Source organism: Chromobacterium sp. S0633 (assembly GCF_024158805.1).
In the GTDB taxonomy this organism is placed as follows: Bacteria; Pseudomonadota; Gammaproteobacteria; order Burkholderiales; family Chromobacteriaceae; genus Chromobacterium.
In genome coordinates this window covers 26,141-36,942 of the sequence record NZ_JAMZGH010000038.1, presented here as the reverse complement: position 1 = coordinate 36,942, position 10,802 = coordinate 26,141, and the positions used below count along the sequence as shown (strand labels likewise).

Here is a 10,802-nt window from a genome sequence, read left to right as displayed (position 1 = left end):
GTTCAGGACAGCGCGCCGGCGGCGGAACCCGAACCCGAGCCTGCCGCGCCCGAAGCCAGGCCGCCTGCGCCGGCCGCGCCGGTCCGTCAGGCCGCGCCGCCGCCCGAGCCGGAGCCCGAGGAGGAAGACGCGTCGGACGACGGTGACGTCAGTCCCGACGAGGTGCCCTGGGATCAGGGCGCGGCGGCGGACGAGGAGATGCCGTCCTATTTGCAGGCGCCGCCGGAGGAGCCGGCCGACTATCGCTTCGACGGCGACTGGCAGGCGCTGGTGACCGAACTGGGCGTCAAGCTGGGCGCGGCGCGCATGCTGGCCCATAATGCGGTATTGAAGGACTGGGACCAGGAACGCCTGGCGCTGGCGGTGCCGGAGAGCTTCCGCCACATGACCAGCCGCGATTACCAGGACAAGCTCAAGCTCGCCTTGAGCGAGCGCTTCGGCCGGCCGGTGGAATTGGCGGTGACGGTGGAAGAGCTGGGCCTGGAGACGCCGGCGATGAAAGACGCCCGCCATCGGCAGGAGCAGTTGGACATCGCGCGCGAGAATATGAAAAACGATCCGGTGGTGCAGCAAATGGTGCGCGAATTCGACGCGACGCTGCTCATCGAAACCATTCAACCCGTGAAGGAGTGAAACGATTATGTTTGGCAAAGGTGGTATCGCCGGCCTGATGAAGCAGGCCCAGCAAATGCAGGACAATATGAAAAAGGCGCAGGAAGAATTGGCCACGGTGGAAGTGGAAGGCCAATCCGGCGCCGGCATGGTCAAGGTGGTGATGACCTGCTCTCACGACGTCAAGCGCGTCAGCCTGGACGACAGCCTGCTGGACGACGCCAAGGAAGACAAGGAAATGCTGGAAGACCTGATCGCCGCCGCGTTCAACGACGCGGTGCGCAAGGTGGAAGCCACCACTCAGGAAAAGATGTCCGGTTTCTCCGCCGGCCTGAACCTGCCGGCCGGCATGAAGCTGCCGTTCTGATCGCATCGGTTTCGGCATCCGGATGGCTCGGCGCGCGCCGGGCCATTTTTACGTTGTTTCCGAGGTAGCCATGCGCGGATTCGCTCATTTCACCGTGCGCAGCCGGCTGCGCGCCGACGCCGACAGGGTGTGGGCGCACGCCGCCAGCGCCGCTGGCATCAACGACGAGCTCGGGTCCTGGCTCCGCATGCGCTTGCCGGGCGGCGAGCTGCCCGACGGCTTGAGGCCGCCGATGCGCATCGGACCGTGCCGGATTCTGCTGTTCGGCCTGTTGCCGGTGGAATGCGACGACTTGGAGCTGACGCGGCTGGAGCCGGGCGCCTTCGACGAGCGCTCCACCATGCTGACCCAGCGGCGCTGGCTGCACCGGCGGAGAGTGCGCGCCTTGCCCGGCGGCTGCGAAGTGGTGGACCGCATCGGCTTCGCGCCGCGCGCGCCCTGCTTGTTGACACTGCATTACGGCATTTTCCGCCTGGTTTTCGCCTGGCGGCACGCGCGTCTGCGCCGCCGTTTTTCCCGATTGTGAAAGCGATGAAGAATCCTCCCGCTCTAGACCATCTGATTTCCGCCCTGAAAGTGTTGCCGGGGGTCGGACCCAAGACCGCGCAACGGATGGCCTTCCACCTGTTGCAGCGCGACAAGAAGGGCGCGGACAAGCTGGCGCGCGCGCTGGACCGCGCGCTGACCCAATTGACCCACTGCGAACGCTGCAATACCTTCAGCGAAACGCCGCTGTGTCCGATCTGCGCCGACGAGGAGCGCCGGCAGGATTTGCTGTGCGTGGTGGAGATGCCGGCGGATCTGCTGACGCTGGAGCAGGCCAAATGCTTCGACGGCCTGTATTTCGTGCTGATGGGCCGCATCTCGCCGTTGGACAATGTCGGCCCGCGCGACATCAATCTGGACAAGCTGCTGGTGAGGGCGGCGGACGGTGCGGTGGAGGAGGTGATCATCGCCACCAATTTCACCGCCGAGGGCGAGGTCACCGCGCATATGATCGCCGAGCTGCTGAAGGAACGCGGCCTCAAAGTGACGCGCATCGCGCGCGGCATGCCGGTGGGCGGAGAGCTGGAGTACGTCGACCTGGGCACCTTGGCGCAGGCGGTGTACGAGCGCCGCGGTGTCGGCCAGTAAGAAGCTGTTTACGATCTGCTGCGCGTCGGCGATACGGCGTTGAAAACCGCTTCGAAATGCTCATGTACCCTCTGTACATTCCGCTTTCTCAGCTGTTTTCGCCTTGTCTCGCTCTAGCTCGCGAGATCGTAAACAGGTTCTAAGAGGGTGGGCGCGGCGGGGAAAAAAAAGCAGGCCGGACTAGCCGGCCTGTAACAGAGGAACATCTGAATCAGTGGGACGGCCCGCCGCGGGAGCGACGGGCCGTCGCTGGTTTAGGAGAGCGCCAGTTCGACGGCTTCCTGCACCGTCGGCTTGGCGGCCGGGGCGTTGAAGCGGTCGGCCAGGAAGGGCGTCACGTCCAGCGGCGGCGTTTCGCCGCGCACCAGCGCGTCCAGCATCACGCCGGTGATGGCCGAGGTCAGAATGCCGGTGCGGAAGTGACCGCAGGCGTTCAGATAGCCGTCCACGCCCTGCATCGGCCCGAGGATGGGCAGCTCGTCCGGGGAGCCGGGGCGCAAGCCGGCCCAGCAACGCTTGATGTTGATGTTCTTCATCTCCGGCAGGCAGCGGATCGCGCCTTTGACCAGGCCGGCGATTTCCGGATAGGTGTTGCTGACGTCGAAGCCCTTGTCCTCCGTGGTGCTGCCGATCAGGATTTCGCCGTTGTCCTTCTGCGCGATATAGCAATCGCTGGTGGTGATGCAGCCGCGCAACAGCTTGGGCATCTTTTCCGACAGCACGATCTGGCCCTTGACCGGTTTGACCGGAATATCGATGCCGGTCGCCCATTGGCTCAACTCGGCGGCCCAGGAGCCGGCGGCGTTGATCAGGGTGTGGCAGTGGAATTCGCCGGCTTCCAGCGTCCGCACGCCGGTGACGCGCGAGCCTTGCTTGAGCACGCCGGTGACATTGGTGTTGAAGAACACGTCGACGCCGTTCTGGCGCGCGGCCTCGGTATAGGCGTCGGTCAGGCGGAAGGGGCTGACCTGGTGGTCGCACAGGAATTCCAGCGCGCCGGTGGCCTCGTGGCTGATGTAGGGCTCGTTTTCACGCAGTTGGGCCTGGTCCACCCAGCGCACCTGATCGGACAGGTGGGGAATCTGCGCGGCGATGTGTTCGGCGTAGAGCTGGTCTTCCTCGTCGTAAATCACGAATTTCAGCCCGGTTTCCTCGAACTTGAAATCCATGCCGTGGTTTTCGATCAACTCCTGATGCAGGGCCGGATACAGCGCGTTGGAGGCCAGCGCGAAATTGAAGAAGGACTCCGGCAGGATGTGCGGGGTGCTGGCGTCCACGGCGATGGCGGCGCCGGCCGCCTCGCGCTTGTTCTTGGCCGAGGTCATGCGGAAGAAGATCACGCCGCAGCCCAGGCCCACCGATTCGCCGATCGCCCACAGGCCGCCGGCCGAGGCGCGCGAGGCGTTGCCGGGGCGCTTGGCGTCGATCAGCGCGATTTTCAGGTCTTTGCGTTTGGACAGCTGGTAGGCGCAAGAGGCGCCGATCACGCCGCCGCCGGCGATCACGATGTCGTATTGTCTGCTCATGGTTAGGCCTCTTCGGTTTCGGTTTGGAAGGCGGAGAACGGCAAGGGGTCCAGCGGGAAGCGCGGGCGGATCCAGCCCACGTCCGCCTTGCCGGTGTGCTCGCGCAGGCGGTCGCTGCAATAGCCGACGCACATCTTGCCCTGGCAATCGCCCATGCTGACGCGGGTGCGCATCTTCAGGCTGATCAAGTCCTGCACGCCTTGTTCCAGCGCGGCGTCGATATCCTTGCGCAGCGCGTTCTCGCAGCGGCAGATCACCGTGTCTTCCTGCGGCAGCGTCAGCTGTCCGCTGCCGCGCTGGGTGAAGCTGTCTATGCCCACGCGGAAGCGCAACACCGTTTTCAGTTCCGTCAGGTAGCGCTGGCGGTTTTTCTCGGCCAGTTCGGCGCTGATCGCGCCGCGTTGCTTGAGGATGGACTGGGCGGCGATGCGGCCGCTCAGCATGGCGGCTTCGCCGCCGCGCAGGCCGCCGATGTCGCCGGCCAGGTGGATGTGGGCTTCGCTGCTTTGCTGCCAGCCGTTGATTTCCGGCTTGAGGAAGCCGTCGGCGTCGTAAGCGTGGCGCAGGCCCATTTGCTGGGTCAGCTGGGTGCGCGGAATGAAGCCGTAGCCCACCGCCAGGGTTTCCGTGGCCAGGCTGACCGCGCGGTTCAGGTCCGGCGTCCAGTTGTCGTCGTAAGGCGCGACGGTGACTTCCTGCACCTCTTGCTGGCCGCTTGCCTCCACCACGCCCCAGCCGTAGTGCAGCGGCACGCCGTGGCGTTTCAGGTAGGCCAGCATGCTCAGGCCGTCCAGGAACAGCTGCGGCTTGTTCAGCATGGCCAGGGTTTCCTTGGCGATGCGGCCGAAGGAACTGGCTTCGTAGACGCCCTGAACGTCGGCGCCGGCGCGGTGCAGTTGACAGGCCACCAGCGGCAGCAAGGGGCCGGTGCCGACGATGGTGGTGCGGCCCAGCGGCTTGACCACGCCGCTCTTGATCTGCAATTGCAGGCCGCCCAGCATGATCACGCCGGGCAGGGTCCAGCCGGGGAAGGGCACGCTGCGTTCGTGGCAGCCGGCGGACAGCAGCAATTGTTCAAAGTCGATCTTTTCGACTTTTTCCTGTTCATTCAGCGCGTACAGCCATTGGCCGGCTTCGCCGCCGACGACGCGGGTGTTCAGTTTGATCTCCACCGCGTGGCTGACTTCGGCGAACTGCGCGTGCAGCGCCTGCATGGCGTCGCGGTAGCGCTCGCCCAAATAGTCCAGGGTCACGCCCTGGCGCAGCGGGCCGCGGTAAACCACGCCGCCCAGGCGCGAGGCTTCGTCTATCAGCGTGCAGGGCAGGCCGTGCTTGACCAGCTCGATGGCCGCGGCCATGCCGGCGGGGCCGCCGCCGACGATGATGGGGCGCGCGCTCATTGCAGGCCCTCCAGTTCGATGCGATTGGCCGCGGTTTCCACGGTCATGCCGGGTTGCACCACGGTCTGGCAGGCGCGGCGCTTGTAGCGGCCGTCGATGCGCACCAGGCAGCAATGGCAGACGCCCATGCCGCAATAGGAACCCATGCTTTGCTGGCTGTCGTTGCGGCTGACGCGGCGCAAGCCGACGGCGTTGAGCACGCTGAGCACGGTCTCGCCCTGCGCGGCGGCGACGGTGTTGCCATTGATGTTGATGGCGATTTGATCTTCATTCAATTTCTGAATGTCATATTTTCTGTCTAAATTTGGCATCGAAATAGCTCGTTTTGGTTCTACTGACACGATAAGGGAGCGCCGGATGGAGCGCGGAGTGGACAGTCGCTTCCGGCGGCGAGCGATTTGGTCGCGCCTGACTATGGTCAGACAATCAGGCTATTTGGCGATTGCCGTAGCCTAATTATGATGAATCGCTTTTTAATTGTCGCAAGCATTGTTATCGCATTGTATGGGTACAGGCAATGTACAGATTGCTGTGATCAGATGTATACAGATTGGCGGGCGCAGCAGGAGATCGGCGGGTGTTTGTCTTGTATTTGTTTTTGAAAAACAATGACTTGCTTGGATTTTGCGCGTGACTAGACCGTTGGAATAATGTATTTTTCTGTTACTTTAATGCGCATAGCATTTTCAAAACTGTGCATTATTTGATTATGATCAAATGGCTAGAAAGCTGATGTCATCATCATTATTTTAGCCATTGGATATAGTGTGTCTAAAGACTTTTCTGTTTGAAACCAAGTGCTTGCCGCGCTTGGCGGGCGGTATTCAGGCCGGCTTGCGCGCGCTGCGGCCGTTTTCGCCTTGATGCTCCTGGTGCCAGGCCTCCAGGGCTTCTTCCGCGTTCAGGATGTGTTGTCTCAGGAAGGCGGCGGCGCTGACCGCGTCCTTGCGGCGGCACAGTTCGAGCATTTCGCTGTGCTCGCGATGGGCGCGGTCGCTGAAATTGGTCAGCAGAATCTGCATCCGGGTGTAGCGATCGGTGCGATTGTGCAACTGCTCGATCAGCGCCAGGGTTTGCGGCCGGTCGGCCGCCTGGTACAGCGCCAGGTGGAAGCGCGAATTCAGAATGCCCCAGGCGCCGACATCCCGTCGGCGCAGCGCCTCCTCGAACTGCGCCAGCAGCGCGCCGGCCGCGTCCAGATCCGCCTGGGTCTGCCGCGGCACCGCCTCCAGCAACATATCGCATTCCAGCAGCACTCTCACCCGCAGCAATTCCAGCACTTCCGGCAGCGACAGCTGGGCGATCACCGCGCCGCGCCGTTCGGTGATGGCCACCAATCCTTCCGCCTCCAGTTGACGCAGCGCCTCTCGCAGCGGCACCCGGCTGACGCCCAGTTCCTTGGACAGCGCCTCCTGGCGCAGTTGGGTGCCGGCCGGCCACTCTCCCAGCAGGATGCGCTGGCGCAGCGTGTCGGTGGTGGTGGCGGTGAGGGTTTGGCGCGGAGCGGTGGTTTGGGGCATGGCGAAATCGGCGGTTGGAGTTTTCAAATTATCACAGGCGCGGGGAGGGCGGGCAATGGCCGCGTCCAGTCTTTGTTTTGGCATGGATTATGGGCGTGCTTGCTGTAATTTTGTATTCAATTATTCGCGGTTTCATCTCTTTTTTAAGGTGATTTTGAGTTGGTGGTAATGCTGCAATGCAAGGTGATTAAAAAACAACACGCAATAACATATTGATTTTATTGTATATTTAATTATTTCACATGTGAGATAACGCAATATTCTCGCAAGTGCATGTCTACTGCGCGCCTCAAAAATTGTATTCAAAAATGAGCGCGGTTAGAGTGGCCCCATCACAAGCGAGGAGCAAGAACATGGCGGTGCGCGAATTCGAATGTCTCGATGGCCATACCTGCGGCAATCCGGTGCGGCTGGTGGTGAACGGCGGTCCGCGGCTGGAAGGGGAGACCCAGGCGGAGCGGCGGCTGGATTTCATCCGCCGCTACGACTGGATACGCACCGGGCTGATGTTCGAGCCGCGCGGTCATGCGCAGATGTCCGGCGCCTTTCTGTATCCGTCGACGCGGGAGGATTGCGACATCGCGGTGCTTTACATCGAGACCAGCGGCTGCCTGCCGATGTGCGGCCACGGCACCATAGGCGTGGTCACCATGGCGCTGGAGCACGGTCTGGTGACGCCGGCCGCGCCCGGGGTGCTGAATCTGGACACGCCGGCGGGCAAGGTGGCGGCAGAGTACCGGATGGAGGGCGACAAGGTCGCCGCGGTGACCTTGACCAATGTGCCGTCCTTCCTCTACCTGCGCGATGTGGAGGCCGAGGTGTCCGCGTTGGGGCGCTTGCGGGTGGACATCGCCTACGGCGGCAATTTCTATCCCATCGTCGAGGCGCAGCCGGGCTATCGCGATATGGCGGATTACTCGCCGGCGCAGCTGGTGGCGATGGGGCGCGAACTGCGCGAATACCTGAACCGGCATTACGACATCGTCCACCCGCTGGACCCCAATATCCGCGGCGTCCGTCATTGCCAGTGGACCGGCGCGGCCAAGAACGCCGGCTCCAGCGCCGCCAACGCGGTGTTGTACGGCGAGTCCGCGCTGGACCGCTCGCCTTGCGGCACCGGCACTTCGGCGCGGCTGGCTCAGCGTCACGCGCGCGGCCTGCTCGCCGTCGGCGAGGATTTCATCCACGAGAGCCTGATCGGCAGCCAGTTCGTCGGCCGCGTGCTGGCGGAAACGCGGGTGGGCGATTACCCGGCCATCGTGCCCTCGGTGCGGGGCTGGGCGCGCTTCACCGGCTACAACCGCATCCTGCTGGACGACGCCGATCCCTATGTCCACGGCTTCGAGGTGGCCTGAGATGAGCGCGCGCGTCATTGTCGTCGGCGCCGGCGTGGTGGGCATCGCCGCGGCGCTGCAACTGCGGCAAGCCGGGCTGGAGGTGTTGCTGCTGGACCGCGGCGAACCGGCGCGGGAAACCAGCTACGGCAACGCCGGCGCGCTGGCGGTCAGCGATGTGATTCCCTTGGCCGAGCCCGGCGTCTGGCGCCGCCTGCCCGGCTGGCTGCTGGACCCGCTGGGGCCGCTGGCGGTGCGCTGGCGCTATCTGCCGACGCTGGCGCCGTGGCTGGCGCGTTTCGCGCTGGCCAGCCGGCCGGCGCGGGTGGCTGCCCTGACCCGCGCGCTGGCGGCTTTGCTGAACCGGGCCGCCGCCGATTACGCGCCGCTGGTGGAGCTGGCCGGGCTGGAGGGCATGTGGCGGCGGCACGGCGCGCTGACCTTGTACCGCGACGCGGCCGAGCTGGAGCGGGCCTTGCCGGCCTGGCGGCGGAAGTCCGAGCACGGCGTGGGCTGGCAGGCGCTGGATCAGGCGGCGGCCCAGGCTTGCGAGCCGGCGCTGCTGGACGGCTGGGCGCGCGCGGTCAAGGTGGCGTCCTGGTCCCATGTCGATGATCCCTATCTGTTCTGCCGGGGCCTGTTCGACGCCTTCGTCGCCGCCGGCGGCGGCTTCGAACAAGCGGAGGCGGCGGCCCTGAGCGAAGGCGAGGGCAAGGTCGACGGCGTGGTCTGCGCCGATGGCCGCACGCTGGCCGCCGCCCAGGTGGTGGTGACCGCCGGCATCTGGAGCGATCGCTTCACCCGGCAGTGCCGCTACCGGGTGCCGCTGGAAAGCGAGCGCGGCTATCACGTCAACCTGCCCAAGGCCGGCGTGGCTTTGCGCCATTTCATTCAGTGCGCCAGCGAAAGCTTCGTGATCCTGCCGCTGGCCGACGGCGGCCTGCGGCTGGCCGGCACCGTGGAACTGGCCCACCGCGACGCGGCGCCGGACTGGCGGCGCGCCGAGATCCTGCTGGACAAGGCGCGGCGCATCGTCGGCGATTTTTCCACCGAAGGCATGACGTTGTGGATGGGCAACCGGCCGTCGCTGCCGGACACCGTGCCGGTGATCGGCCCGGCTCCGGATCGCCAGGGCCTGTATTTCGCTTTCGGCCACGGCCATTTGGGCCTGACGCTGGCCGCCACCACCGGCGCGCTGCTGCGCGACATGGTGTTGCGGCGTCCGCCGGATCTGGATTTGCATCCTTACCGCCTGGCGCGCTTTTAGAACGTGTTTTCGATCTCGCGAGTTAGAGCGAGACAAGGCGAAAACGGCCGAGGAAGCGGAATGTACCCGTGGTGCATGAGCATGTCGAAGTCGTTTTCAATGCGGTATCGCAGCAGCGCAGCAGACCGTAAACAGGTTCTGAGCGCCGCGGCCCCTCCGCGCCGGCAGCCTCGACGCCGCCGGCCGCCCACCCGAGCAGAGGAGAAACGCCATGCAACAAAGATCGCCGCGCTTGCCGAGCGCAACCCAGGTTGTCGCGGTGATGGCCGGTTTCATCGCCATCATGTTTCTATTCCTTAACGTGCTGGACCTGCCCATCCAGCTGGCGCTGTTCAGCAGCTGGTTCCTGGTGATAGGGCTGGGCAACTGGCTGGGCCGCAGTTACGACGATATGCAGCAAGGCCTGATCCAGGGTATCCACAACGGCATGGTGGCGGTGCTGGTGCTGATCACCGTGGGCGCGCTGATCGGCACCTGGATCGCCGGCGGCGTGGTGCCGGCCATCATCTACTACGGCCTGGCCATCATGAGCCCGCAGATCTTTCTGTGCGCGGCCTTCATCATCTGCATGCTGACTTCGCTGGCCACCGGTACCTCCTTCGGCACCGCCGGCACGGCGGGCATCGCGATGATGGGCATAGGCTATAGCTTTGGCATGCCTTTGCCGCTGGTGGCGGGCGCGGTGATTTCCGGCGCCTATGTCGGCGACAAGATGTCGCCGCTGTCGGACACCACGGTGATGACCGCCTCGCTGTGCAAGGTGGATCTGATCGACCACATCCGCTCGATGATGTGGGTCAGCGTGCCGGCCACCTTGCTGACCGCGCTGTTGTTCCTCGGCGTCGGTTTCTTCTATGTCGACGCCGGCCTGGACACCGGCCGCGCCGATCTGGCGATGCAGGCCTTGGGCTCGCACTTCACCGTCAACGGCTGGCTGCTGCTGCCGGCGGCGGCGGTGATCACGATGTTGACGATGCGGCTGCCGTCCATCCCGGTGATCTGCTCGGGGGCGGTGATGGGCATCGTCTGCGCCTGGTGGGCGCAGGACATGCCCGTGCTGGACGCGGTGCGTACCGCGTACTTCGGCAACCGCACCGCGTCCGACGTGGAGTTTCTCAATACCTTGCTCAACCGCGGCGGCATCGAATCCATGCTCAGCGTGATCGCGCTGATCCTGTTCGCCCTGGGTCTGGGCGGCCTGATGGAACGCGCCGGCATCCTGGAGGTGATCAGCGCCAACTTCCTGCGCTGGGCCAATAATCCGGGCCGTCTGACCGTTTCGACGATTCTGGGCGGCTTCTTCGGCAACTTCTTCGGCGGCGCCGCCTATGTGTCGCTGATCACCGCCAGCACCATCACCGAGCGCAATTACGATCTGCAGGGCATAGAGCGCCGGGTGCTGTCGCGCAATGTCGAAGCCGGCGGCACGGTGACCGCGCCCATGGTGCCCTGGAGCGACGGCGGCGTGTTCATGGCGGCGACGCTGGGCGTGTCCACGCTGCAGTATCTGCCCTTTCTCTGGTACCACCTGCTGGTGATCGCCATCAGCGTGTTCTACGGCTACGCCGACATCGCGATCTGGCGCGTCCGCTCCGCGCCCGCCGCCGCCGCGCCGGCTTGAGCCGCGCGACCTTCTTCCACC

Annotated in this window: 11 protein-coding genes; 7 read left to right on the top strand and 4 right to left on the bottom strand. The window is 64.7% G+C overall.

Annotation, left to right across the window (positions count from 1 at the left end; genetic code table 11):
* The 4 genes from NK214_RS19325 to recR form a co-directional block, all read left to right on the top strand.
* The coding region (locus NK214_RS19325; protein ID WP_305883565.1) for a DNA polymerase III subunit gamma/tau C-terminal domain-containing protein at positions 1-633 on the top strand (633 nt) is incomplete at its 5' end.
* A 7-nt stretch (positions 634-640) separates the two neighbouring features.
* A complete protein-coding gene (locus NK214_RS19320; RefSeq protein WP_081547734.1) occupies positions 641-979 on the top strand; it encodes a YbaB/EbfC family nucleoid-associated protein in 339 nt (112 codons plus the stop codon).
* A 70-nt stretch (positions 980-1,049) separates the two neighbouring features.
* Positions 1,050-1,505 (top strand): hypothetical protein, encoded by a 456-nt coding sequence (locus tag NK214_RS19315; protein WP_253315248.1) that lies wholly within the window; start codon positions 1,050-1,052, stop codon positions 1,503-1,505.
* A gap of 5 nt (positions 1,506-1,510) precedes the next feature.
* Positions 1,511-2,113 (top strand): recombination mediator RecR, encoded by a 603-nt coding sequence (gene recR, locus NK214_RS19310; RefSeq protein WP_048412399.1) that lies wholly within the window; start codon positions 1,511-1,513, stop codon positions 2,111-2,113.
* Between the two features lie 254 nt (positions 2,114-2,367).
* On the opposite strand, the gene hcnC is transcribed toward recR, so the two are convergent.
* The 4 genes from hcnC to NK214_RS19290 form a co-directional block, all read right to left on the bottom strand.
* Positions 2,368-3,639: a cyanide-forming glycine dehydrogenase subunit HcnC gene (gene hcnC / locus NK214_RS19305; protein WP_253315247.1), complete on the bottom strand. Its 1,272-nt coding sequence runs from the start codon at positions 3,637-3,639 to the stop codon at positions 2,368-2,370.
* A gap of 2 nt (positions 3,640-3,641) precedes the next feature.
* A complete protein-coding gene (locus NK214_RS19300; protein ID WP_107799019.1) occupies positions 3,642-5,039 on the bottom strand; it encodes an NAD(P)/FAD-dependent oxidoreductase in 1,398 nt (465 codons plus the stop codon).
* A complete protein-coding gene (locus tag NK214_RS19295) occupies positions 5,036-5,314 on the bottom strand; it encodes a (2Fe-2S)-binding protein (protein WP_304529379.1) in 279 nt (92 codons plus the stop codon). The genes NK214_RS19300 and NK214_RS19295 overlap by 4 nt, the downstream gene beginning before the upstream one ends.
* A gap of 549 nt (positions 5,315-5,863) precedes the next feature.
* Positions 5,864-6,559 (bottom strand): GntR family transcriptional regulator, encoded by a 696-nt coding sequence (locus NK214_RS19290; RefSeq protein WP_235089534.1) that lies wholly within the window; start codon positions 6,557-6,559, stop codon positions 5,864-5,866.
* 353 nt (positions 6,560-6,912) lie between these two features.
* On the opposite strand from NK214_RS19290, the gene NK214_RS19285 reads away from it, so the two are divergent.
* The 3 genes from NK214_RS19285 (at position 6,913) to nhaC (ending at position 10,781) form a co-directional block, all read left to right on the top strand.
* The gene (locus NK214_RS19285; protein ID WP_227107477.1) at positions 6,913-7,914 is read left to right on the top strand and encodes a 4-hydroxyproline epimerase; all 1,002 of its coding nucleotides are present in this window, start codon (positions 6,913-6,915) and stop codon (positions 7,912-7,914) included.
* Between the two features lies 1 nt (position 7,915).
* Positions 7,916-9,160: an FAD-binding oxidoreductase gene (locus NK214_RS19280; protein ID WP_235089533.1), complete on the top strand. Its 1,245-nt coding sequence runs from the start codon at positions 7,916-7,918 to the stop codon at positions 9,158-9,160.
* Between the two features lie 211 nt (positions 9,161-9,371).
* Positions 9,372-10,781 (top strand): Na+/H+ antiporter NhaC, encoded by a 1,410-nt coding sequence (gene nhaC / locus NK214_RS19275; RefSeq protein WP_107799024.1) that lies wholly within the window; start codon positions 9,372-9,374, stop codon positions 10,779-10,781.
* The last annotated feature ends 21 nt before the right edge of the window (positions 10,782-10,802 follow it).

Coding starts and splice junctions, on each gene's coding strand:
- NK214_RS19320 (WP_081547734.1), top strand. CDS start 641: ATGTTTGGCAAAGGTGGTATCGCCGGCCTGATGAAGCAGGCCCAGCAA.
- NK214_RS19315 (WP_253315248.1), top strand. CDS start 1,050: ATGCGCGGATTCGCTCATTTCACCGTGCGCAGCCGGCTGCGCGCCGAC.
- recR (WP_048412399.1), top strand. CDS start 1,511: ATGAAGAATCCTCCCGCTCTAGACCATCTGATTTCCGCCCTGAAAGTG.
- hcnC (WP_253315247.1), bottom strand. CDS start 3,639: ATGAGCAGACAATACGACATCGTGATCGCCGGCGGCGGCGTGATCGGC.
- NK214_RS19300 (WP_107799019.1), bottom strand. CDS start 5,039: ATGAGCGCGCGCCCCATCATCGTCGGCGGCGGCCCCGCCGGCATGGCC.
- NK214_RS19290 (WP_235089534.1), bottom strand. CDS start 6,559: ATGCCCCAAACCACCGCTCCGCGCCAAACCCTCACCGCCACCACCACC.
- NK214_RS19285 (WP_227107477.1), top strand. CDS start 6,913: ATGGCGGTGCGCGAATTCGAATGTCTCGATGGCCATACCTGCGGCAAT.
- NK214_RS19280 (WP_235089533.1), top strand. CDS start 7,916: ATGAGCGCGCGCGTCATTGTCGTCGGCGCCGGCGTGGTGGGCATCGCC.
- nhaC (WP_107799024.1), top strand. CDS start 9,372: ATGCAACAAAGATCGCCGCGCTTGCCGAGCGCAACCCAGGTTGTCGCG.